22 protein-coding genes are annotated in these 21,161 nt (G+C 73.1%); 13 read left to right on the top strand and 9 right to left on the bottom strand.

What is annotated here, in order from left to right; translation table 11 throughout:
* Nucleotides 1-166: 166 nt before the first annotated feature.
* Complete coding sequence (locus ACGFYV_RS00185; protein ID WP_393876373.1) at nucleotides 167-784, bottom strand: TetR family transcriptional regulator; 618 nt, start codon at nucleotides 782-784, stop codon at nucleotides 167-169.
* A 64-nt stretch (nucleotides 785-848) separates the two neighbouring features.
* On the bottom strand, nucleotides 849-1,541 hold the full coding sequence (locus tag ACGFYV_RS00180; RefSeq protein WP_393876052.1) for a hypothetical protein: 693 nt from the start codon (nucleotides 1,539-1,541) through the stop codon (nucleotides 849-851).
* A 151-nt stretch (nucleotides 1,542-1,692) separates the two neighbouring features.
* Here ACGFYV_RS00180 and hmgA point away from each other — a divergent pair, with 151 nt between their 5' ends.
* The 4 genes from hmgA to ACGFYV_RS00160 all read left to right on the top strand — a co-directional run bounded on the left by hmgA (nucleotide 1,693) and on the right by ACGFYV_RS00160 (nucleotide 6,399).
* Nucleotides 1,693-3,051, top strand: coding sequence for a homogentisate 1,2-dioxygenase (gene hmgA / locus ACGFYV_RS00175; protein ID WP_393876051.1), 1,359 nt, complete (start codon nucleotides 1,693-1,695; stop codon nucleotides 3,049-3,051).
* Nucleotides 3,052-3,152: 101 nt separating this feature from the next.
* Nucleotides 3,153-3,902, top strand: a complete 750-nt coding sequence (locus tag ACGFYV_RS00170; protein WP_393876050.1) for a GntR family transcriptional regulator — start codon at nucleotides 3,153-3,155, stop codon at nucleotides 3,900-3,902.
* Between the two features lie 25 nt (nucleotides 3,903-3,927).
* Nucleotides 3,928-5,100, top strand: a complete 1,173-nt coding sequence (locus tag ACGFYV_RS00165) for a type ISP restriction/modification enzyme (RefSeq protein ID WP_393876049.1) — start codon at nucleotides 3,928-3,930, stop codon at nucleotides 5,098-5,100.
* A 102-nt stretch (nucleotides 5,101-5,202) separates the two neighbouring features.
* A complete protein-coding gene (locus tag ACGFYV_RS00160; RefSeq protein WP_393876048.1) occupies nucleotides 5,203-6,399 on the top strand; it encodes a CaiB/BaiF CoA transferase family protein in 1,197 nt (398 codons plus the stop codon).
* A 76-nt stretch (nucleotides 6,400-6,475) separates the two neighbouring features.
* Here the strand turns inward: ACGFYV_RS00160 and ACGFYV_RS00155 are convergent, their stop codons facing one another.
* The 3 genes from ACGFYV_RS00155 to ACGFYV_RS00145 form a co-directional block, all read right to left on the bottom strand.
* The gene (locus ACGFYV_RS00155; protein WP_393876047.1) at nucleotides 6,476-6,745 is read right to left on the bottom strand and encodes a hypothetical protein; all 270 of its coding nucleotides are present in this window, start codon (nucleotides 6,743-6,745) and stop codon (nucleotides 6,476-6,478) included.
* 126 nt (nucleotides 6,746-6,871) lie between these two features.
* Complete coding sequence (locus tag ACGFYV_RS00150) at nucleotides 6,872-7,714, bottom strand: anti-sigma factor domain-containing protein (protein WP_393876046.1); 843 nt, start codon at nucleotides 7,712-7,714, stop codon at nucleotides 6,872-6,874.
* On the bottom strand, nucleotides 7,711-8,319 hold the full coding sequence (locus ACGFYV_RS00145) for a sigma-70 family RNA polymerase sigma factor (RefSeq protein ID WP_393876045.1): 609 nt from the start codon (nucleotides 8,317-8,319) through the stop codon (nucleotides 7,711-7,713). Before ACGFYV_RS00145 ends, ACGFYV_RS00150 begins: the two co-directional genes overlap by 4 nt.
* A gap of 154 nt (nucleotides 8,320-8,473) precedes the next feature.
* Between ACGFYV_RS00145 and ACGFYV_RS00140 the strand changes: the two genes are divergently transcribed.
* The 4 genes from ACGFYV_RS00140 (at nucleotide 8,474) to ACGFYV_RS00125 (ending at nucleotide 14,750) form a co-directional block, all read left to right on the top strand.
* The gene (locus ACGFYV_RS00140; RefSeq protein WP_393876044.1) at nucleotides 8,474-10,018 is read left to right on the top strand and encodes a DUF4331 domain-containing protein; all 1,545 of its coding nucleotides are present in this window, start codon (nucleotides 8,474-8,476) and stop codon (nucleotides 10,016-10,018) included.
* A gap of 64 nt (nucleotides 10,019-10,082) precedes the next feature.
* Nucleotides 10,083-11,492: a tetratricopeptide repeat protein gene (locus ACGFYV_RS00135; RefSeq protein WP_393876043.1), complete on the top strand. Its 1,410-nt coding sequence runs from the start codon at nucleotides 10,083-10,085 to the stop codon at nucleotides 11,490-11,492.
* A gap of 65 nt (nucleotides 11,493-11,557) precedes the next feature.
* Nucleotides 11,558-13,033: a nickel transporter gene (locus ACGFYV_RS00130; RefSeq protein WP_393876372.1), complete on the top strand. Its 1,476-nt coding sequence runs from the start codon at nucleotides 11,558-11,560 to the stop codon at nucleotides 13,031-13,033.
* A gap of 73 nt (nucleotides 13,034-13,106) precedes the next feature.
* Entirely contained in the window at nucleotides 13,107-14,750 is a 1,644-nt protein-coding gene (locus ACGFYV_RS00125; RefSeq protein ID WP_393876042.1) for a serine/threonine-protein kinase, read from the top strand.
* A 101-nt stretch (nucleotides 14,751-14,851) separates the two neighbouring features.
* Here the strand turns inward: ACGFYV_RS00125 and ACGFYV_RS00120 are convergent, their stop codons facing one another.
* Nucleotides 14,852-15,658 carry an SGNH/GDSL hydrolase family protein gene (locus tag ACGFYV_RS00120; protein WP_393876041.1) on the bottom strand — a complete coding sequence of 269 codons (807 nt, stop codon included), beginning with the start codon at nucleotides 15,656-15,658 and terminating at the stop codon, nucleotides 14,852-14,854.
* Between the two features lie 133 nt (nucleotides 15,659-15,791).
* Complete coding sequence (locus ACGFYV_RS00115; protein WP_393876040.1) at nucleotides 15,792-16,040, bottom strand: hypothetical protein; 249 nt, start codon at nucleotides 16,038-16,040, stop codon at nucleotides 15,792-15,794.
* Between the two features lie 20 nt (nucleotides 16,041-16,060).
* Between ACGFYV_RS00115 and ACGFYV_RS00110 the strand changes: the two genes are divergently transcribed.
* Nucleotides 16,061-17,155: a DUF5925 domain-containing protein gene (locus tag ACGFYV_RS00110; RefSeq protein ID WP_393876039.1), complete on the top strand. Its 1,095-nt coding sequence runs from the start codon at nucleotides 16,061-16,063 to the stop codon at nucleotides 17,153-17,155.
* Between the two features lie 76 nt (nucleotides 17,156-17,231).
* Entirely contained in the window at nucleotides 17,232-18,005 is a 774-nt protein-coding gene (locus ACGFYV_RS00105) for a DUF72 domain-containing protein (protein WP_393876038.1), read from the top strand.
* 278 nt (nucleotides 18,006-18,283) lie between these two features.
* On the opposite strand, the gene ACGFYV_RS00100 is transcribed toward ACGFYV_RS00105, so the two are convergent.
* The gene (locus ACGFYV_RS00100) at nucleotides 18,284-18,652 is read right to left on the bottom strand and encodes a GntR family transcriptional regulator (RefSeq protein ID WP_393876037.1); all 369 of its coding nucleotides are present in this window, start codon (nucleotides 18,650-18,652) and stop codon (nucleotides 18,284-18,286) included.
* A gap of 72 nt (nucleotides 18,653-18,724) precedes the next feature.
* On the opposite strand from ACGFYV_RS00100, the gene ACGFYV_RS00095 reads away from it, so the two are divergent.
* Together ACGFYV_RS00095 and ACGFYV_RS00090 are read left to right on the top strand one after the other, a co-directional pair.
* A complete protein-coding gene (locus ACGFYV_RS00095) occupies nucleotides 18,725-19,657 on the top strand; it encodes a GNAT family N-acetyltransferase (RefSeq protein ID WP_393876036.1) in 933 nt (310 codons plus the stop codon).
* A complete protein-coding gene (locus tag ACGFYV_RS00090; RefSeq protein WP_393876035.1) occupies nucleotides 19,638-20,138 on the top strand; it encodes a DUF402 domain-containing protein in 501 nt (166 codons plus the stop codon). Before ACGFYV_RS00095 ends, ACGFYV_RS00090 begins: the two co-directional genes overlap by 20 nt.
* Before the next feature lie 16 nt (nucleotides 20,139-20,154).
* Here ACGFYV_RS00090 and ACGFYV_RS00085 read toward each other — a convergent pair whose 3' ends face one another.
* On the bottom strand, nucleotides 20,155-20,775 hold the full coding sequence (locus ACGFYV_RS00085) for a class I SAM-dependent methyltransferase (protein WP_393876034.1): 621 nt from the start codon (nucleotides 20,773-20,775) through the stop codon (nucleotides 20,155-20,157).
* A gap of 111 nt (nucleotides 20,776-20,886) precedes the next feature.
* On the opposite strand from ACGFYV_RS00085, the gene ACGFYV_RS00080 reads away from it, so the two are divergent.
* Nucleotides 20,887-21,021: a hypothetical protein gene (locus ACGFYV_RS00080; RefSeq protein WP_393876033.1), complete on the top strand. Its 135-nt coding sequence runs from the start codon at nucleotides 20,887-20,889 to the stop codon at nucleotides 21,019-21,021.
* The last annotated feature ends 140 nt before the right edge of the window (nucleotides 21,022-21,161 follow it).

The following is a 21,161-nucleotide window of genomic DNA, read 5'->3' as shown; positions in this document are numbered from 1 at the left end:
GGTGTGGGCGGGGGCGGTGTGTGGGCGGGGGCGGTGTGTGGGCGGGGGCGGTGTGTGGGCGGGGGCGGTGTGTGGGCGGGGGCGGTGTGTGGGCGGGGGCGGTGTGTGGGCGGCGCATTGGGGGTGCCGTGGGGCGTGTATGGGGGGTGCCGCAGGGCTGAACAGCTCAGTCGAGCAGGCGCCCCAGATACGCCCGCAGCAGTTCCCGTGTCTCCTCGATGATCGCCGGGTCGCCCTCGGGGTCCATCCGGAAGGCCAGCTGGACCAGCGTGTCCGCGGTCTCGACGGCGACCAGGAAGGCGCGGCGCACGTCGTCGTCGACGGTGCGGCCGAAGTATCCGGAGATCAGGGCCGTGAGCCGGTCGGCGACCCGGGTGTTGGGGTCGGCGTGCCGCGCCCCGATCGGGATCTGGTTGCCGAAGTCCACGAGGGAGAAGCCGGGCGCGGTCCGCTTCATGGTCAGGTACTCGTCGAGCACGGCGTCCATGGCCGCCCGCCAGTCCCCCTTCCGCGCCCCCTCCAGCCGCTCGGAGACCCGCTCGGTGTAACGCTCCAGGTTGCGCTGGGCGAGGGCGTCGACCATCTGCCGTTTGTTGCCGAAGAAGCGGTAGACCGAGCCGATGGGCACACCCGCGCGCAGGGCGACGGCCCGGGTGCTCAGGGCGTCGTAGCCGACCTCGTCGAGCAGGTCGGCGCAGGCGTCGAGGATCCTGGTCAGCCGTTCGGCGCTGCGCCTCTGGACCGGCGCGCGGCGGAGCGTTGTCGCGTGGGGCACGCGTTTCATCATGCCTCTCCGCCGCGATCGGGTGAACCTCGCCCCCTGGTACGGAGGAAGCGGGCGGGTGCGCTCACGGACTGACCGTGAGGGTCACGGTGCCCGCCTCGGGGGTCACGGTGCCCGCCTTGGGGGTCGGGGTGCCCGTCCCTGGGGGCGCGGTGCCCGCCTCGGGGGTCGCCGTACCCACCGAGGGGGACGTCGTACCCACCGAGGGGGACGTCGTACCCGCCGAGGGGGAAGCGTAGGACGGTCCCTGCGCAGCGGAGGCGGTGATGTCGGCGGTGCTCTCGACCGGTTCGCCCTGCACCGCCCAGACCGTCCCGTCGTCGGCGTACAGGCGGGCGGTCACCTGGTGGGTGCCGTGCGGGAGGAGGCCGTCGGACAGGTGGTACCCCGGGGTGCGCATCCGGGTCACCGGCCTGCCGTCCACGAAGAGACGGACGAGGCCGTGTCCGGCGACCGCCTTCGCGCGCGTGCCCGCCGGGGAGAGGCGGAAGCCGCGCAGCGTCAGCAGGACGTCCCAGCCGCCGGCCGCGTCGGGGGTCACCTCGACGCCGACCTGCGGCGCGCGGTCCTTGTCGACCTCGCGCAGGTGCCGGCCGGTCCCGTCCGTCGCGTCGAGGACCTTGCCGACCGGCGAGGAGGAGAGGGTGCCGGCGCCCCCTCGCGCGTCCGCGGAGCCGCATCCCGCCAGGCCCAGGGGCAGCAGGACGCCGACCGCGAGCGCGGCGAGCGTGCTGCGTGACAACGACGTCAAGGGCATGTCCGCGACAGTAGAACAACGTCCGGCCACCCGAATCCCCCTGAAGTCTGGTTGTCGTCGTCCCCCGGACGGAGGACCCGTTGCCCTCTTGCGTCCACCCCGACTCATTCCTACGGTGATGCATAGGAATAAGGAGCGCAAGGGAGCGATCATGAGCGATGGGGGTACCTCCCGCGCGAGCGGGTTCGAGCGCGAGGGAGTGCGGAAGACCGCCGAGGCGCTGTCGTACCTCTCCGGGTTCGGGAACGAACACGCCTCGGAGGCGGTGCCCGGCGCCCTGCCCGAGGGCCGCAACTCGCCGCAGCGCGCACCGCTCGGCCTGTACGCGGAGCAGCTGAGCGGCACGGCGTTCACCGAGCCGCGGGCGCACAACCGGCGCTCCTGGCTGTACCGGATCCGCCCGTCGGCCGCCCACCCGGCCTTCACCCGCACCGGCAACGGCGCCCTGCGCACCGCCCCCTTCACCGAGACGGTGCCCGACCCCAACCGGCTGCGCTGGAACCCGCTGCCCGAGCCGCCGGCGGGCACGGACTTCCTGGCCGGCCTGTGGACCCTGGGCGGCAACGGCGACGCGACCCAGCGCACCGGCATGGCCGTGCACCTGTACCACGCCAACTCCTCGATGGAGCGCGTCTTCTCCGACGCCGACGGCGAGCTGCTGATCGTGCCCGAGCGCGGCGGGCTGCTGCTGCACACCGAGTTCGGCCGCCTCCATGTGGAGCCCGCACATGTGGCGCTGATCCCCCGTGGGGTGCGCTTCCGTGTGGAACTGCTGGACGAGTCAGCCCGTGGCTATGTGTGCGAGAACTACGGCGCGCCCTTCCAGCTCCCCGACCTGGGGCCGATCGGCGCCAACGGCCTGGCGAACGCCCGGGACTTCCGGGCACCGGTCGCCGCGTACGAGGACGACGACACCGCCGCGGGCCCGGTGGAGGTGGTGAACAAGTTCTGCGGCAACCTGTGGACGGCGACGTACGACCACTCGCCGCTCGACGTGGTCGCCTGGCACGGCAACCATGTGCCGTACGTCTATGACCTGCGCCGGTTCAATGTGATCGGCACCATCTCGTACGACCACCCGGACCCGTCCATCTTCACGGTCCTCACGTCCCCGTCGGACACCCCGGGCCTGGCCGGCGTCGACTTCGTGGTGTTCGCCCCGCGCTGGCTGGTGGGCGAGGACACGTTCCGGCCGCCGTACTTCCACCGCAACGTGATGAGCGAGTACATGGGGCTGGTCGAGGGGGCCTACGACGCCAAGGCGGAGGGGTTCGTGCCGGGCGGCGGCTCGTTGCACAACATGATGTCGGCGCACGGCCCGGACCGGGAGACCTTCGACCGGGCGAGCGCGGCCGACCTGCGGCCGCAGAAGATCGACGACGGCCTGGCGTTCATGTTCGAGACCCGCTGGCCGGTGACGCTCGCCCCGCAGGCGGCCGGCGCCGGCCATCTCCAGCAGCGCTACGACGACGTGTGGCAGGGCATGGAACGCCACTTCCGCGCCCCCTGACCGCGAGTCGACCGGGGGCCGACCACACGTCGACCCCGCAGGCCGACCGCACCCTGACCACTCCGTTGCGTCGAACGTGTTTCGCCAGATACGGATAGCTCGTGACCTCTTTCGCTCCGGATTCGATCGTCCTGAACCGCAAGCTGCCGCTCTGGTATCAGGTCTCGCAGTCGCTGCGTGCCTCGATCCTCGGCCGCTCGCCGCAGGACCCGCTGCGCCTGCCCACCGAGGAGCGGCTGGCGGAGCACTACGGGGTCAGCGTGCTCACCATGCGGCAGGCGCTGAAGGAGCTGGAGGACGAGGGGCTGATCAGCCGGCACCGGCGGCGCGGCACGTTCATCGAGCCCGGTGTCCAACGCGGGGCACCGGTACGGCTGCTGGGCTCGGTGGACGCGATCGTGGCCCAGCAGTCCGGGATGACGACCGAGCTGCTGGACCACGGCGCGGTGCCGGTACCGGCCGAACTCGCCGAGTACTTCCCGGATCTCGCACAGGTGGCGGCCTACCACCGGCTGCGCGGCGACGAGAAGACCGGCGAGCCGACCAACCACGCCGTCAACCACGTCCGTCCCGAACTGGCCGCGCGCATCGACCCGGCGGACCTGGTCCGCTGGCCGATGACCAAGGTGCTGCGGGACGTGGTGGGCGCGGACATCAGCCGCATCACGGACACGGTGGAGGCCCGTCTCGCCGACCCGGAGACCGCCCGTCTCCTCCAGGTGCCCCTGCTCAGCCCGATCCTGCACTACACGGGCGTCACGTACGACACCGCCGGCCGGGTGCTGGACGTGGCGGTCATCCACTACCGGGGCGACCGCTTCTCCTTCACCGTCACCCTGGACGCGACCTGATCCCGGGAGGGGGTCAGGCCGTACGATGCCCTGCGTGACGCACGACGACGCTCCGCTCCTCGCGGACCTCATGCCGTGGTCCGTCGCACCGCTGCGGCCGGGCCGCGCCTGGCCGACGGCACCGGATCCGGGGTCCCTGAAGGCCCGTTGGGAGGCCCTGCTGACGGCCGAGGGGCCGGACCGTGAGGCCCTGTTCAAGCCGTCCAGGTCCCGCACGCTCCTCTCTGCGGTGGGCCAGTTGCCCGGCCAGTCGACCGGCACCGGGCGGCTGGCGCGCGCCGAGGGGCCGGGCGCGGAGCCGGTGCGGGTGCTGGCGGAACCCTTCGACGAGCAGTGGCTGATCCCGGACCACCGGCTGATCGACACCGCGCGCCCGGAACTGTGGCGGGTGGCGGACGAGCACCAGGTGTTCACCGCGGAGACGGCGGACGCCGGCACTCCCCTGCTGGCGACCTCGCTGCTGCCCACCCTGCGCACCGGCCGCATCCGCCCCCTCTACCGCCGTCCGGGCGGCACGGAACCCAATCTGGCCCCGGGCCTGCTGGACCACCTCGCGGACCGCCTCGGCTCCCGTCCGTCCGCGCCGGACGTGCTGGCCTGGATCCTTACGGCGGTCCGCCCCGACCTCACCGTCCCGCTCACCGGGGACCCCGGCGTCTGGGAGCGGGGCGTGGAGGTGGGCCGCCGCACGCTGTGGCTGATGCGCCGCGACGGCGAGCGCCCCAAGCTGCCGGGCGGCCGGCGCCCCTACGTCCGCGCCCCACTGCCCACGCGCGTGGGCGCCGGGGCGCCCGTGCCGGCCCTCCACTACGACCGCGACGAGGAGACCCTCCACCTCGACGAGGGCCGCATCTCCCCCGTCCCGCCGCAGGCCTGGGACTACGAGATCGCCGGCGTCCGCGTCCTGGAGGCCTGGTTCGGGGCCCGTACGAGCCCCGCCGCCCCCGGCACCCTCGCCGCGATCCGCCCCACCGTCTGGCCCCAGCCCTGGACGTCGGAGCTGCTGGAGCTGATCACGGTCCTGGCCCTGCTGGCCGAACTCCGCCCGCTGCGCGACGACCTGAAGATCACGTCCCCGGTCACGGCGGCCGACCTCCACCGGGCCGGCGTCCTCCCGCCCCCGGCCCCCTCCCGCCGTCCCGCCTCGGTCCTCGACCACCAGGAGGAGGGCCCGGAAGGCCAGTTCGCCCTTCTGTAGGCACGCGCCCCCGCTGAGCCGCTTCGACCCCCGCAGAGCCGCTTCGAGCAGGGTGAAGCCACAGGGAGACAGGATCGCCGGTCAGGGGAGATCATCCACCGCATGGACCATCTCCCGCTGCCCCTGGAGGGCATCACCGTCGTCTCCGTCGAGCAGGCTGTGTCCGCGCCCTTCGCGACCCGGCAGCTCGCCGACCTGGGTGCCCGGGTCATCAAGGTGGAGCGGGTCGACGGCGGCGACTTCGCGCGCGGCTACGACACCGCCGCCCGCGGCCTCGCCTCGCACTTCGTGTGGTGCAACCGCGGCAAGGAGTCCCTCGCCGTGGACCTCAAGGACCCGCGCGGCCTGGACGTCGTACGGCGGCTGATCGCGGACGCGGACGTGTTCGTGCAGAACCTCGCCCACGGGGCCGCCGCCCGGCTCGGGCTCGACGCGGCCACGCTGTGCGCCGCGCATCCGCGGCTGGTCGCCGTGGACATCTCCGGGTACGGGGCCGGCGGACCGTACGCGGACAAGCGGGCGTACGACATGCTCGTGCAGTGCGAGTCCGGTCTGGTGTCGGTGACCGGGACGCCCGAGCAGCCGGTGAAGGCGGGGGTCCCGGCGGCGGACATCGCGGCGGCCATGTACGCGTTCTCGGGCGTGCTGGCCGCGCTGGTGCGGCGCGGGACGACCGGCAGGGGCGGGCCGGTGGAGGTGTCGATGCTGGAGGCGCTCGCGGAGTGGCTCGGGCATCCACTGCACCATGCGATGCACGGGGGTGAACCCCCGGCGCGCACCGGTCTCGCGCACGCGGTCATCGCGCCCTACGACGCGTATCCGACGGGTGACGGCGGGCGCGTGCTGTTGTCGGTGCAGAACGACCGGGAGTGGCGGCGGCTGGCCGAGCAGGTCATGGGCCGGCCGGAGCTGGGCACGGATCCGGTGTACGCGACGAACGCGGCGCGGGTGGCGAACCGGGCGGCGACCGACGAGCTGGTCGCACGGGCGCTGGGCGCGCTGGGCACCGACGAGGCGCTGGCCCGGCTGGAGAAGGCGGGCATCGCCTGTGCCCGGCTCAGGGATCTGCACGAGCTGGCGGAGCATCCGCAGCTGGCGGCCCGGGAGCGGTGGCGTGAGGTGGGTTCGCCGGTCGGGCCGCTGCGGGCTCTGCTGCCTCCCATCACGCTGCCGGGCGGGGACGAGGCACGGATGGGCGATGTGCCCGCGCTCGGACAGCACACCGAGGCGCTGCTGCGTGCCGTGGGGATGACGGACGACCAGATCGCAGCGATGCGCCGGGACGGTGCGGCGGCCTGAGCGCGGGCCCCGGAGGGATGCGGGGTGAGGGGCGCCGGTTCACTCGGGTTCGGGCCGGTGCCCGAACACGGTGGGCTCAGTGCCCGCCGAACAGCGAACGGCGCAGCCTGCGCAGGGGCGCGAAGAGGGAGACCCGGCGGACCCGAGTGCCTCGGTCGCTGCGCTGGCGCGTGGTGTCACGAGCGGTGAGCTCACGCATCAGCGAGGTCGCCTCGACCGTCTCACGCTGCGGTATGGCGGGACCCGCCAGCACCGACAGATGGCGGTCGAGGCGCGAACTGGTCGCGCTGCTCCCGCAGGTGATCGCAGGGACCCTCGCCCTGCTGCGCACTGTTATCTGCTCCATGTCACTCCCCACCCGTACGAGTCCACCCGGCCCGGGCAGGGTAACCCTATCGCCCCGGTGCGGCACGCGTGTATCGCGCCCGCAGGATTCACCTTCCCTGTAAGGGCGTTGATCACCCCCATATGACTACTCTCCGAATCCGACCGATTTCAAGGCGAGTTGGACAACCGGCTGGCCGGTGGGTTGCACTGAGCCACCATCAGGCTCGATGGTCACGGCGAGTGACGTCGCGGACTTCTCCAGACCCTTGGCGACCAAGGGCGTGTCGCCCGCGAGGAGCCCGAGGGAGCGCGGTCGCGCATGGGGGCGCATGAGCCAGAGCTGGTGCACACGGCCGCCGGGCGGGGTGCCGTACCCGCTGAGGGTGACGACGGCCTGCCGCTCCGATGCGGAGGCGATCACTCCGATACTGCGTCCCCGTGCGTCCCGGCCGGCGGCGGAGCGGGCGTCGGGCGCGGTCAGAACGTGGGCGATCTCACGTGCCCGGGTCTGCTCGGCGTCGAGCCGGTCCTGTGTCCGCTCGGCCTGGACGGCGAAGAGGGCGGCGACGACGAGGGCCGCGGCGGCGGTCGTCGTGGCCAGCGGCGCGAGCAGGGGGCGCGCCCGGGGCGTACGGGTGCGGACCGGCGGGGGCTGCGTGCCCCAGACGTGCGGGGGCAGTTGGGGGGTGCGCTCCCGGGCGGGCGCGGTGGCGGGTGAGGGGGTGGCGACGGGTGCCTGCTCCTGCGGGGTGGTGCGGACGGCGGCCATGACCCGCTCGCGCAGGGCGGCCGGGGCGGGCGCGGCGGTGGACCAGGCGAGCCGGACGGCGTCCTCGGACAGGTCCCGGACCTCCGCGGCGCAGCGCTCGCAGCCCCTGAGGTGTTTCTCGAAGCGGCGCCGCTCGCCGGGGTCGAGGGCGTCGAGCGCGTAGGGCGCGGCGAGAGAGTGCGGGTCCTCGCGGCGCAGCAGCCGGCCCAGGATGCTCATGCGGCACCTCCCAGGCACTCGCGCAGCCGGGTGAGCCCGTCGCGCATCCGGGTCTTGACCGTGCCCAGTGGCAGTCTCAGCCGCTCGGCCACCTCACGGTACGTGTAGCCGTCGTAGTAGGCGAGGGTGACGGACTGGCGCTGCAGTGCGGTGAGCCGCTCCAGGCAGCGGCGCACCCACTCCCGTTCGAGACCGGCCTCGACCTCCTCGGCGACCTGGTCGAAGGCGGGTTCACCGGCGCGCAGGGCCTCGCGCTGCTCGCGTTCGCCGGCCGCGCGGGCGCTGCGCACCCGGTCCACGGCGCGCCGGTGGGCGAGGGTGAGGACCCAGGACAGCGCGCTGCCCCGGCGCGGGTCGAACCGGCCTGCGGAGCGCCACAGTTCGAGCAGCACCTCCTGGGCCACCTCCTCGGACTGGGCGGGGTCGCGCACGATCCGCCGCACCAGCCCGTACACCGGTGCGGACACGAGTCCGTACAGGTCCTCGAACGCCTTCTGGTCGCCGCCCGCCACGAGCACCAGCAGTTCGTCCGCCTCCACCCGGGCTCTCTTCGCCTGCCTTCCGTGGCCGCAGCCGACCCTGCCTTCGCCGGTGACCCCACCCATCCGCACGCGCACACCTCCGGCGGGTGATACGGATCGGCGGGCCGAAAACGCGGGTCCCGGACGACGAAAAGAATGCCCCCGCCGGACCAATCCGGTCCCGTCCCGGCTCCGAACGCCCGTCCGTCAAGGCAAGTTGGCACGGAGGACGGACGGCATGACACCTCTCATCTCCAGGGGCCGCGGCGCGCGACGCAGGGCCCTGATCCCGCTCATCTGTGGTGCGCTGGCCGCCGGGGGACTCACCGCCGCCGGTGTCGCGACGCTGCAGCCCGGGGCGGCTTTCGCCTCCTCCCACCGGGAGGCCCCGCTGATCTCCGGGACCCCGCAGTACGACAACACGGACCTGTACGCGTTCGTCAGCCCGGACAAGCCCGACACCACGACGATCGTGGCCGACTGGATCCCGTTCGAGGAACCGGCGGGCGGACCGAACTTCTTCACCTTCGCGGACGACGCGCAGTACGACATCCACATCGACAACAACGGTGACTCACAAGGCGAGTTGCTCTTCCGCTACACCTTCAAGACCCGTACGAGGAACGGCGGCACGTTCCTCTACAACACCGGTCCGGTCACCGGCCTGGACGACCCCGACCTGAACGTCACGCAGACGTACGACATCGACCTGATCCGGCTGAGGAACCAGCACGTGCTGTCGAGGACGAAGCTCGCGGACGACGTACCGGTGGCTCCGTCGAACGTCGGCAAGGCGTCCATGCCCGACTACGGCAGGCTGCGCGCGCAGGCCGTGCACCGGACGGCGGGCGGCACCACGACCTTCGCCGGCCAGGCGGACGACCCGTTCTTCCTCGACCTGCGGGTCTTCGACCTGCTGTACGGCGGCAACCTCACCGAGGTCGGCCGGGACACGCTCAAGGGCTACAACGTCAACACGATCGCGCTCCAGGTCCCGAACGACCTGATCCGCGAGTCCGCCGGGCAGCCGGTCGTCGGCGTCTGGTCCACCACCCAGCGCCGTACCGCCCAGGGCTCCTACACGCAGGTCTCGCGCCTGGGCAACCCGCTGGTGAACGAGGTTGTCAACCCGCAGAAGGACAAGGACCGGTTCAACGCCTCCTCGCCCTGGTACGACGGGCAGTTCCTGAAGAACGTCACCAACCCCGAACTGCCGAGGCTCATCGAGGGGATCTACAAGATCAAGGCGCCGGCCGAGCCGCGCGACGACCTGGTCGACGTGTTCCTCAAGGGCGTCAAGGGCCTCAACCAGCCGCCCGGCGTCAAACCCGCGGAGGAACTGCGGCTGAACACCTCGATCAGGCCGAGCGCGCACCCCAAGCGGCTCGGGGTCCTGGACGGCGACAACGCGGGCTTCCCGAACGGCCGTCGGCTCACGGACGACGTGGTCGACGAGGCGCTCCAGGTCGTGGAGGGCGAACTGGTCGGCGCCAAGAACGACTTGGGTGACGCGGTCGACGCGAACGACAAGGCCTTCGGGAAGTCCTTCCCGTACGTCGCCGAACCCACGTCCGGCTCGCGCGGCCCGCTCGCCAAGGGCACCACCTCGGGTACGGACGTGCGCAGTCAGCTCGGTGACGCGATCCGCCCGGCCGGATCGTCGTCGGGCGGCCTCGGCGACACGACGCTGATCGCCGCCTCCGCGGCCTCGGGCGCGGCCGGGATCCTGCTGATCGGCACCGCCCTCGCGTGGTGGCGCCGCCGGATGCGGCGCCCGTACTGACACCCGTCCCACCGACCGGCGCGGCCCGTGCTCCTCTCCCCCACGGCGGGCCGCGCCACCCCCCTTGTCACGACCGGCACCAGGCCACCCAGGAGAAGGCATGACCACCCGTACGCATGACGAGGAGACCGGTGGGCGACGGCGGCGAGGGCTGCGGCTCGCCGGCTGCGCCGCACTGCTGGCCGTGGCGCTGACGGGCGGAGCCGTCGCCTTCGGGGCCGCACGGCAGGGGACGCCCGCCGCGGCGGCGGCCTCCTCGCCCGCCGCCTCCGGGGCCCTCGATCCCGGTGTGCTGGGCGGCGGGGACCCGGACGCGGGCATCGCCGCCCTCCAGGCCCATCTCCGCGCCCAGCCACGGGACTTCGGCAGCTGGGCCACGCTCGGGCTGGCCTATGTCGAGCAGGCGAGGACCAAGGGCGATCCGGCCCGGTACCCGCAGGCCGAGAAGGCCCTGCGGCGCTCCCTCGCGCTGGCCCCGGACAACGACCAGGCGCTGGCCGGACGGGCCGCCCTCGCCGCCGCCCGGCACGACTTCAAGGGCGCCCTGCACGACGCCGATCTGGCGCTGGAGCAGAACCCGTACAGCGAGCGCGCCCTGTCCTCGCGCGTCGACGCGCTGGTCGAACTCGGCCGGTACGGCGAGGCGTCGCGCGCCGCCGGGACCGCCGACGCGCGCAGGCCCGGCGTACCGGTGTTCACGCGGTACGCCTACGTCCACGAACTGCGCGGCGACGTGACGACGGCCCGGCGGGTCCTGCGGCAGGCCCTCACCGGGTCCACGACGCCCGGCGACATCGCGTACGTCGCCACCCAGCTCGGCCAACTCGCCTGGAACCAGGGCGACTACAGGTCCGCGCTCACCCAGTACGCCCGCGCCCTCGCCGCCGACGAGAACTACCTCCCCGCGCTGGAGGGCCGCGCCCGCGCACAGGCGGCGAGCGGCCGGCGCGCCGACGCGGTCAAGGGACTGGAGGCGGTGGTCTCCCGGTATCCGCTGCCCGGCCCGCTCGTCGAACTGGGCGAGCTGTACGAGGCCCGGGGCGCGGCCGGCGACCGGGCGCGGGCCCGTGAGCAGTACGCGCTCGTCGACGCCTGGACCGCCCTCGCCCGTGCCAACGGCGTAGACGCCGACCTGGACACCGCCCTGGCCGCCGCCGACCACGGCGACCAGGCGTCCGCCCTGCACGCGGCCCGCGCCGAGTGGGCCCGCCGCCGCACCGTGCACACCGCGGACGCCCTCGCCTGGGCCCTGCACGTCAACGGCCACGACCGGGAGGCCCTCGGCTACGCCCGCCGGGCCACGGCCACCGGCTACCGCAACGCCGCGTTCCTCTACCACCGCGGCATGATCGAGCGGGCCACGGGCCACGCGGAGGAGGGCCGGGCGTCGTTGGCGGCGGTCCTGAAGCTGAACCCCGGCTTCTCCCCGCTGGGCGCGGCCGAGGCCCGCAAGGCCCTGGGAGAGGCACGGTGAACCGGCGTCGCCCGTTCGCCCGCGCCGCGGCCTCCCGCACGGTCCGCACGGTCCTCACGGTCTCCATGGTCCTCACGGCCGCCTGCGCCCTCGCGCTCGGTGCGGCCACGACCGCGAGCGCGCACCCCCTCGGCAACTTCACCGTCAACCGCTACGACGGCCTCGTCGTCGCCCCCGGTCAGCTCCGGGTCGACCACGTGGAGGACCTCGCCGAGATCCCGGCGACCCAGGCAGGTCCGGACATCCGGCGGCTCGGGCTGCGAAAGTGGGCGGAGCGGCGGTGCGCCGACGCCGCCAGGGGCAGCGCGCTCACCGTCCAAGGCCGGCCCGTCCCTCTGGTCACCGGCACCGCGCACGCCCATCTGCGCCCCGGGCAGGCCGGGTTGGACACCCTGCGCGTGGAGTGCCGGTTCACCGCACCCGTGCCACGGGGCAGGCCGGTCGTTCTCGGCTTCCACGGCGCGGGGACAGGTGGCGGTCCCGGCTGGCGGGAGATCACCGCGCGTGGCGACCGCATGACCCTCACCGCGACGGATGTACCGACGACGTCCGTCTCGCACGAACTCACCACCTACCCGAAGGACTTGCTCTCCTCGCCCGCCGACACCACGGCGGCCACCCTGCGCGTACGCCCCGGCGGACCGGCCCTCGCACAGGAGCGGCGGGACGACGCCGCCCCGGGCGCCGGTGTGCTGCCCCGGGGCGCCGACCGCTGGACCCGCGCCCTGGACGACCTGGTCGCGCGCCACGACCTGACCCTCGGCTTCGCCGCGCTCGCCCTGCTCGTCACGCTCGTCCTGGGCGCGCTGCACGCACTCGCGCCCGGTCACGGCAAGACCCTGATGGCCGCGTCGGCGGCGGCGCGCGGGGGCCGCGCCCGGCTGCGGGACGTGCTCCCGCTGGCCGCCTCGGTCACCGTGACCCACACCCTGGGCGTGGTCGCCCTGGGCCCGCTCGTCACGGCCGGCTCCGCCGCCACGCCCTCGGTGATCGCCTGGCTGGGCATCGTCGGCGGCGCCCTGGTGCTCGCCACGGGCGCGAACCTCGTACGCCGGACCATGCGCAACCGGGCACACTCGCACGCTCATGCCCATGCCCACGCCCACGCCCACGAACACGGGCCCGAGCACGGACACGGACACGGACACGGGCATGAACACAGACACGGGCACGCTCACCCCCACCCCACCGCCCCCACCCTGGGCGGCACGATTCTCCTGGGGTTCGCCGGCGGTCTGGTGCCCAGCCCTTCCGCGGTCGTCGTGCTCGTCGGTGCCGCGGCGCTCGGCAAGGCCTGGTTCGGGCTGCTGCTCGTCGTGGCGTACGGGGCCGGTCTCGCGCTGACGCTGACGGCGGCCGGAGTCGCCGTGGTCGGGCTGGGCGCGGGCGTCACCCGGGCACTGGGGCGCCGGCGTCCGCGCCTGACGGCCCATCCGGTGGCCGCCCTCGCGCGCCGGACGCTGCCGCTTGCCTCGGCGCTGCTCGTCGTGGTCCTGGGCGCCGGATTGGTGTTCAGGGGGATCTCGTCCGCGTTCGGCTGAGCTACTTTTGTGGAGGAATCGCGCGAGATGCCGTGGGGGGGCGCCCGTGTCCGGAGAGCCGGGGCGAGAACGTGTGATCGGGGACCGCTACCGTCTGCTGTCCCCACTGGGCGAGGGCGGCATGGGAACGGTGTGGCGCGCCCGTGACGAAGTGCTGCACCGCGAAGTGGCCGTCAAGGAGGTACGGGCCCCGGCCGGTCTGCCCGCCGCGGAGGTCGAGCGGATGTACGCCCGGCTGGAGCGGGAGGCGTGGGCCGCGGCCCGGGTCGCCCACCGCAACGTGGTCACGGTGTACGACGTGACGCGGGAGGGCGGCCGGCCCTGGATCGTGATGGAGTTGGTGCGGGGCCTGTCCCTCGCCGACCAGTTGGACGCGGAGGGTCCGCTGTCGCCGCAGCGGGCCGCGCACATCGGCGCCGAGGTGCTGGCCGCGCTGCGCGCCGCGCACGCCGTCGGGGTGCTGCACCGGGACGTGAAGCCGGCGAACGTGCTGCTGGCGAACGACGGCCGGGTGGTGCTGAGCGACTTCGGGATCGCCTCGGTCGAGGGCAGCTCCGCGCTGACGATGACCGGCGAGGTGCTCGGTTCGCCCGAATTCCTCGCTCCGGAAAGGGCGTTGGGGCGTACTCCGGGGCCGGAGTCGGACCTGTGGTCGCTGGGCGTGCTGCTGTACGCGGCCGTCGAGGGCAACTCCCCGTTCCGGCAGGACACTCCGCTCAGCACGTTGCGTGCCGTGGTGGAGGACGAGTCGCCGCCGCCGCGCCGGGCCGGACCGCTCGGCCCCCTCCTCGCCGGGCTGTTGCGCAAGGAGCCCTCGCAACGGCCGCCGGCCGGGCGGGCCGAGCAGGATCTGCGGCTGGTCGCGGCGGGCGGCTCCCCCCGCACGGACACCGCGCCCGCCTCGCCGTACACCCCGACGGCCGTGGCCCCGCCGTACCGGACGCCCCCGGAGCCGTCCGCGACCCCACCGATGCCGATGCCGATGCCGATCCCGGTGTCGATGTCGATGGCGCCGCCCACCGGACCCTCGGAGCCCAGGGGCGCCTCGACGACGCAGGCCACGACCGGTGGTCCGGCGGGCGAGAGGCGGGCGCGCGCGGTCCTGGTCGCCGGGGTGCTCGCGGTCGTCCTGGCGCTGGCGGGGCTGACGTACGTGCTGCTGGACCGCGGCGGCGGAGGCAGCGGGAGCGGCGGAGGGAACTCCGGTGGGCAGGCCGGTCCGCCGAGCACGGGTACGCACTCCGCGAGCCCGAGCGCCACCACGGACACGGAGACCGGGGCGCCGCCGCCCGTGTCGAGCGGCGCCGCGGCGAGCACACAGCCCGCCCAGTCCGTGCACGTCATCCTGGCGGGCTCGCACACGGAGTACGACGGCACGTGTCCGCCGCCGGCCGAGCAGGCGCCCACGTTCACGGCGACGTTCACGGTCGGCCGGGTGGCCGCGCAGGTGGAGTACCGGTGGGTCCTCGCGCACGGGTCGGTGTCGGATCCGGGGTGGCGGACGCTGTCGTTCCCGGCGGGCGGCGCGCGGACCGGGCAGGTGACGGTGGCGGTGACCGCCTACCCGGACGGCGGATGGCCGCAGAACGAGATCAGTGTGGAGGTGCGCGGTCCGGTGCGGGCCACGTCGAACCCGGTGTCGTTCTCGGTGACCTGCACGACGGCGACGGAGACCCCGACGGACGGGGCCTCCGCTTCTCCTTCGGGTTCGCCCTGAACTTCACCGGGGCTTCACCCTGGACTTCGCCTGGAACTGCACCCTGGACTTCGCCAGGAATTTCACCCTGAAGGGATCGCCCTCCCGGGTCGTACGACGGGTCAGGCCGCGTTGGTGAGCACCGGCAGGTACCCGCCGGACTGGCCGGACGCGGTCGGGTGGTACGACTCGCCGATGTCGAGCCAGTTGACGCTGTGGAGCCAGGAGTCGCCGGAACAGATCTGGTGCCCGGAGAACGTGCTACGGACGTCGCCGAAGACGAATCCGTGGGCCTGAGCACGCTTTTGAATGGCGGCGTCCATGTAGTCGGAGGCGTCGTTTATGGCGGACCGCTTGGTCTCGGAGAGGCCGAGGCAGGTCTGTCCGAGCAGATAGAAGCGGGGGTAGCCGATCACGACCACCCGGGCGGACGGGGCTTTGGCTCTGATCTCGTTGTAGACGGCGTCGAGCTTGCCGGGGAGCGTCGAGTCGACGTACGCCTTGGCCGTGTTGATCCGGGACAGGCAGGAGCTGTCGGACTGGATGACACAGGTGGTCATGACGTCGGCGAAGCCTGCGTCGTTGCCGCCGATGGTGATGGACACCAAGCCGGTCGAGGAGTTGAGCGAACCGAGCTGGCCGGCGCGTACATCGTCCGTCGTGGCGCCCGAACAGGCGTTGAAGGCGAACGAGGACGGGGCGTGCGCGGCGTTCCACAGGTACGGGTACGCCTTGGTGCTGCGGTCACAACTGCCGCTGGAACTGATGTAACTGCCCGATCCGACTCCGGAGGAGTAGGAGTCGCCGAGGGCCACGTAGCCGCCGGTCACGGCTGTCGAGGACGCCTGCGCCGTGGCGGCCCCGGTGAGGCCGATGCCGGTGGCGAGGAGGAGCGAGGTCATGTATGCCGCAAATCGGGAACGTCTCATGGAGCCTCCCTTTAGCAGGATCTCTGCACAACGTTGATAGCAACTACGCGCGTTGACAGGAAGTGTCCATGCCAAAAAATTTTGCGATCGACCGCAGCCTGCATCCCCCGTCCATGAGACGTACACGGCAGTGTCATTGACAGATCGTCAACAACTCCACCGCACTCGGGCCGTCCCCGAGGACAACGATGACGACGGTGACGATGATGACGACGGCGACGACGGCGACGACGGCGACGACGGCGACGGCGACGGCGACGGCGACGACGCGGCCCTGTCCGGGAGCGGGCCCCGGGAACGCGCGGGGAGCGGCGGCGGCACCCGCGACAACACCCGCAACAGGCAGCGGAAATGCGGCGGAAATACCGTGCGCGGAGCGCATCCGTGGCAGATCATGGCGACATGCCTGCGAACCCACACGACGCGCTGCCGATCCGGCTCAACGTCGACGACTCCGACTCGCCCTCCGATGTCGTCGACGCGCTGTTCCTCGGTCGCTTCGCGACGGGCGAACAGCCGTACTCGCACGCCGCCAACATCGACCGGGTGCGCACCGGCGCGACCCTGCTGCCGGACGGCGCCCGCGTGCTGCGGGTCGCCCGCGACGAGGACCGCAGCGCGACCCTCGCCGAGGGCGAGGGCTGGACCCTGCTGATCTCGCGCTGGAACCGGGGCGCGGACGTCACCGTGACCGCCACCAGCGCCGAACTGGCCCAGCAGGTCCTCGACCGGGCCACGGACGGAGCGGCCGACGAACCGGAGCCGCAGCCCGAGAACGTGACCATGGGCTTCTGGTACGTCTCCCCGCGGCGCGGCCCGCACCGCACCACCCGCCAGATCTCGGCCGGCACCTGGGACGAGGTGCGGCCCAACTACACGGCCCCGGTGGCGGACGCGATGGACCGCCTGATGAAGACGACCCCGCAGGACATCGCCGGCCGTCTGCTCCTGCTGCACGGTCCACCCGGCACCGGCAAGACCTCCGCGCTGCGCACCCTGGCCCGCTCCTGGCGCGACTGGTGCCAGGTGGACTGCGTGCTGGACCCCGAGCGCCTCTTCTCCGACGTCGGCTATCTGATGGACATCGCGATCGGCGAGGAGGACAGCACGGGCAAGGGCCGCTGGCGGCTTCTCCTGCTGGAGGACTGCGACGAGCTGATCAGGGGCGAGGCCAAGCACACGGCGGGCCAGGCGCTGTCCCGCCTGCTGAACCTGACGGACGGCCTGCTCGGCCAGGGCAGGAACGTCCTGGTGGGCGTCACCACCAACGAGGACCTGGAGCGTCTGCACCCCGCCGTGGTCCGCCCCGGCCGCTGTCTGGCCCGTATCGAGGTGGGCCCGCTGACCCGCCGCGAGGCCGTGAACTGGCTCGGCGCCGAGGAGGGAGTCGGCCGGGACGGCGCCACCCTGGCCGAGCTGTACGCCCTGCGCCGGGGCACGGCACCGACCTCGGTACCGGGGGCACGGGACGGGGCGGACGCGGGGCTGTACCTGTAGCCGCCCCCGCATCCGCACCTGTGGAGGTCGCCGTCGCGCACCTGTAGAGGTCACCGTCCGGTGCTTTGATGGATGTATGACCCTGTTCGTCGGCACGTCGGGGTGGCAGTACAAGGACTGGCGGGACGTGGTGTACCCGGCGGGGGTTCCGGCACGGCTGTGGCTGGAGGAGTACACGCGGCTGTTCGCGACGGTGGAGCTCAACAACGCGTTCTACCGGCTGCCGACGAGGGAGAACTTCGAGACGTGGCGCGAGCGCGTCCCGGCGGACTTCGTGATCGCGGTCAAGGCCAGCCGCTACCTCACCCACATCAAGCGCCTGAAGGACCCGGCGGAGCCGGTCCACCGCCTGATGACCCACGCGGCGGGCCTCGGCGACCGCCTGGGCCCCGTCCTCCTCCAGCTCCCCCCGACCCTGCGCGCGGACCCGCCCCTCCTCGACGCCTGCCTGGCCCGCTTCCCCGCGGGCACGCGGATCGCCGTCGAACCACGCCACGACTCCTGGTGGACGCCCGAGGTCCGCAGGGTCCTCGAATCCCGGGGCGCCGCCCTGTGCTGGGCGGACGTCCGGGCCCACCCCACGACCCCGCTGTGGCGCACCACCGACTGGGGCTACGTCCGCTTCCACGAGGGCCGCGCCCACCCCTGGCCGCGCTACGGCCACCGCTGCCTGGAGACCTGGGTCGACCGCATCGCCACGACCTGGTCCGGCACGCTGGACGTCTACGCGTACTTCAACAACGACCCGGCCGGAGCGGCGGTGGCGGACGCGGTGACGTTCGGCAGAGCGGCGCACCGGGCGGGCCTGACGGTGACCCGGACCCCGGAGCCGACGGCACACGGGCGGTGAATGCCTGGCCCCGCGAATCCACGGCCATGACCTCCGCCGCAGGCCCGACACGCCGCCATCCACTGCGCCGCCGCCATGCCGCGCCGGCGACTTGTCTCCGCAACTTGTCTCCGCAACTTGTCTCCGCCGCGACGGCGCGCAGCCGCGACGGCGCATCCCGGCTGTGCCGAACCCTGCTCAGTCCGAACCCTGCTCAGTCCGAAGCCTGCTCATCCCGAAGCCCGCTCAGCCCGCACCCTGCTCAGCCCGAAGCCCGCTCGGCCCGCACCCGGCAACCGCTATTCCCCGTAAGCCGCCCGCAGGGCATCCCGCACGGCGGCCAGTGCCTCCTCCTCGGCCAGCCCCAGCCTGCGCACCCGCTCCACGTACGCCTGCGCGGCCAGCGACGCCTCACGGGCCGCCGCCGAGCCGGCCGCGGCCACGAACGTCCCGTTGCGCCCCCGCGTCTCGATCACCCCGTCCGTCTCCAGCGCCCGGTACGCCTTGGCCACCGTGTTCACCGCGAGCCCCAGCGACTCGGCGAGGCCCCGCACCGTGGGCAGCCGGTACCCGACCGGCAGCGCCCCCGACCGCGCCTGCTCGGAGATCTGCGCCCGCACCTGCTCGTACGGCGGCGCACTGTCATCGATGTGGATCTTCAGGCTCACAGGGCCGATTGTCCCGTACCCGAAGGAAAATGAGAGGCACCCCGGCCCGGACCCGGCATAGCGTGCGGCCCCATGACCGTGATCGTGCGTGACCTGCGCCCCGACGACCGGGCCGACGTCGAGGACTTCGCCCGGGTTCGGCACCTCGCCCTCCCGTACATCCTGTGGACGCCGGACGCCATCGTCCACCACCTCGCCCACACCCACCCGGACGCCCGTTTCAGATCTCTCGTCGCGGAGGAGGACGGCGAGGTCATCGGCACCGCCCAGGTGAGCCTGGCGCACGACAGCCCGGAACCGGGCCAGGGGATGCTCAACATCTATGTACGCCCGGACCGGACGCGGCGCGGCGCCGGCAACCTGCTGGTCCGCGTCTCCGAGGAGCACCTGGCCGGGCATGGCGCGACAAAGCTGTTCGCCTGGGTGCTGGGCGAGCCGGCCAACCGGGCCTTCGCGGAGCGACACGGCTACCGTGTCGGCCGCTCCGCCCACTTCCTCCGTCTGAACCTGGCCGACGGCACGCTCCCGCCCCTCCAGCCCCCGCCGCCGGGCGTCGAACTGCGCACGGCGGCCGACTTCGCGGACGACCCGCGCCCGCTGTTCGACCTGGACGCGGAGACGACCTTGGACGAACCGAGCGACGTGGACACCGAGTTCACCGACTACGAGAACTGGATCGAGGAGAACTGGAAGCACCCGCTGCTCAACCGGGAGCTGACCACGGTCGCGTTCGTCGACGGCTGCCCCGCCGCGTTCAGCGTGGCCTACACGGACGCCGCCACCGGCCGCTACACCACCGCCATGACCGGCACCGCCCGCGCCTTCCGCGGCCGCGGTCTGGCCAAACTCACCAAGAACGACTCCCTGCACCGCGCCCGCGCCGCCGGCTACACGCAGGCGTTCACCGGCAACGACACGGGCAACGATCCGATGCTCGCGATCAACAAGTGGTTCGGGTACGAGATCTGCGCGACGGAGGTGCGTTATGTCCGCGAACTCGGCTGAGTCCGGCGCCCTGGTGGACGTCGTCCTCGTCAAGGCGGGCCGCACGAAGATCCGTTATCCGGCGCGGCTGCTCGGCGACGACGGCACGCACGTGCGTGTCCGGGCCGCGTGGGCGGGCGAGGGCGTCCGCGACTTCGGCTTCGTACGCTTCGAGCCGGGCGACGTCTTCACCGAGCACTACTGGCGGGACCGCTGGTACGCGGTGAAGGAGGTCCGCGACCGCGACGGCACCGTCAAGGGCTGGTACTGCGACATCACCCGCCCCGCCGCACTCTCGGGCAGCGAGCTGGTGGTCGAGGACCTCGACCTCGACCTGTGGCGCTCCGCCGACGGGACGGACGTACGCCGCCTGGACGAGGACGAGTTCGCCGCGAGCGGCCTGACGGAGACGGACCCCGAGGCCGCGTCCGCCGCCATGGCCGCCCTGGACGAACTGGAGAGGCTGGCCCGCGAGGGAGGCTTCGCACGTCTGCTGGCCTGAGCCCCGCGCGGCCGTCTCACACCGTCGCCAGCACCGCGTACCGCTCGTCGTCCACGTCCTTCCCCCACAGCAGCGGGTCGTCGGACAGCCGCTCCACGCGCACGTCCCGGGCCAGCGGCCGGAGCAGGGCGGTGAGCCGGTCGGCGGGTATGCCGACCGGGGCGAGGCTCCCCCAGACGCCCTCGACCAGCAGGAACCGGCCCTCGGGGCGCAGCAGGGACCGCCAGTGCCGCAGCACGCGCGCCGGATCGGGCAGCGTCCACAGCACGTGCCGTACGAGGACGACGTCGTAGCCCCCCTCGCCCACGGGTGGTGCCGCGGCGTCCCCGCACAGCATGACGGCGTCCCGCCCGGCGAGCTTGGCACGGGCCCGCTCGACCATGGCCGGTGAGCTGTCGACACCCGTCACCCGGTGTCCCTGCTCGGCGGCGAGCAGCGACAGGCTGCCGGTGCCGCAGCCGAGGTCGAGGACGTCGGCGGGCTGTCCGGGCAGCCAGGAGCACAGTCTGCGCGCCCAGGCGGCACGCACCTCGGGGGCGCGCAGGCCGTGGTCCGGCTCGTCGTCGAAGCCCTCGGCCCGCGCGTCCCAGTCCACTGCGGCACCCACCGCAACCGTGTGCTCACTCTCGTAGGTCATACCCCAAGAGTGACACCCGCCACTGACAGACCGGCCCCGATGAGGAACGCTCGCGCAAAGGGTCCACTTCCGTGACATCACGGATTCCGGTGGACACCGAAGGAGGCAGCCATGCGCCGTACGACCGTGCAGAAGCCCCTGAAGAGGACCGAGACCCGCCGGATCCGCGACGAAGCGGACGAGCGCCCGTCCGGCCGCCCCGAGGTGCGCAAGGACATCGCCCGCACCTGGTGGCCCGACGGCTGACACCCGACGCCCCCCGGCCCCCGGCCCCCGGCCGAGCCGTGCCTCGCCGCCCCTTCCCGCCCCCTCTTCCTCAACCCTCGGTCAGCCACGCCTTAACGCCGCCATAAGGATCTCCGCCTCCCGCCCCCAGCAGGCGGTTC

Source organism: Streptomyces sp. NPDC048297, from assembly GCF_043201585.1.
Classification (GTDB): domain Bacteria; phylum Actinomycetota; class Actinomycetes; order Streptomycetales; family Streptomycetaceae; genus Streptomyces.
Note: the sequence above shows the minus strand (reverse complement) of the source record. Positions and strands in the feature narration are given on the sequence as shown.

What these genes read in the sequence shown, in the direction of transcription:
- hmgA (WP_393876051.1), top strand. Translation starts at nt 1,693, where the DNA reads ATGAGCGATGGGGGTACCTCCCGCGCGAGCGGGTTCGAGCGCGAGGGA.
- ACGFYV_RS00090 (WP_393876035.1), top strand. Translation starts at nt 19,638, where the DNA reads ATGTCCGCGAACTCGGCTGAGTCCGGCGCCCTGGTGGACGTCGTCCTC.
- ACGFYV_RS00115 (WP_393876040.1), bottom strand. Translation starts at nt 16,040, where the DNA reads ATGCGCTCCGCGCACGGTATTTCCGCCGCATTTCCGCTGCCTGTTGCG.
- ACGFYV_RS00160 (WP_393876048.1), top strand. Translation starts at nt 5,203, where the DNA reads ATGGACCATCTCCCGCTGCCCCTGGAGGGCATCACCGTCGTCTCCGTC.
- ACGFYV_RS00140 (WP_393876044.1), top strand. Translation starts at nt 8,474, where the DNA reads ATGACACCTCTCATCTCCAGGGGCCGCGGCGCGCGACGCAGGGCCCTG.
- ACGFYV_RS00185 (WP_393876373.1), bottom strand. Translation starts at nt 784, where the DNA reads ATGAAACGCGTGCCCCACGCGACAACGCTCCGCCGCGCGCCGGTCCAG.
- ACGFYV_RS00150 (WP_393876046.1), bottom strand. Translation starts at nt 7,714, where the DNA reads ATGAGCATCCTGGGCCGGCTGCTGCGCCGCGAGGACCCGCACTCTCTC.
- ACGFYV_RS00080 (WP_393876033.1), top strand. Translation starts at nt 20,887, where the DNA reads ATGCGCCGTACGACCGTGCAGAAGCCCCTGAAGAGGACCGAGACCCGC.
- ACGFYV_RS00120 (WP_393876041.1), bottom strand. Translation starts at nt 15,658, where the DNA reads ATGAGACGTTCCCGATTTGCGGCATACATGACCTCGCTCCTCCTCGCC.
- ACGFYV_RS00105 (WP_393876038.1), top strand. Translation starts at nt 17,232, where the DNA reads ATGACCCTGTTCGTCGGCACGTCGGGGTGGCAGTACAAGGACTGGCGG.
- ACGFYV_RS00155 (WP_393876047.1), bottom strand. Translation starts at nt 6,745, where the DNA reads ATGGAGCAGATAACAGTGCGCAGCAGGGCGAGGGTCCCTGCGATCACC.
- ACGFYV_RS00145 (WP_393876045.1), bottom strand. Translation starts at nt 8,319, where the DNA reads ATGGGTGGGGTCACCGGCGAAGGCAGGGTCGGCTGCGGCCACGGAAGG.
- ACGFYV_RS00165 (WP_393876049.1), top strand. Translation starts at nt 3,928, where the DNA reads ATGCCCTGCGTGACGCACGACGACGCTCCGCTCCTCGCGGACCTCATG.
- ACGFYV_RS00130 (WP_393876372.1), top strand. Translation starts at nt 11,558, where the DNA reads ATGGTCCTCACGGCCGCCTGCGCCCTCGCGCTCGGTGCGGCCACGACC.
- ACGFYV_RS00085 (WP_393876034.1), bottom strand. Translation starts at nt 20,775, where the DNA reads ATGACCTACGAGAGTGAGCACACGGTTGCGGTGGGTGCCGCAGTGGAC.
- ACGFYV_RS00110 (WP_393876039.1), top strand. Translation starts at nt 16,061, where the DNA reads ATGCCTGCGAACCCACACGACGCGCTGCCGATCCGGCTCAACGTCGAC.
- ACGFYV_RS00095 (WP_393876036.1), top strand. Translation starts at nt 18,725, where the DNA reads ATGACCGTGATCGTGCGTGACCTGCGCCCCGACGACCGGGCCGACGTC.
- ACGFYV_RS00180 (WP_393876052.1), bottom strand. Translation starts at nt 1,541, where the DNA reads ATGCCCTTGACGTCGTTGTCACGCAGCACGCTCGCCGCGCTCGCGGTC.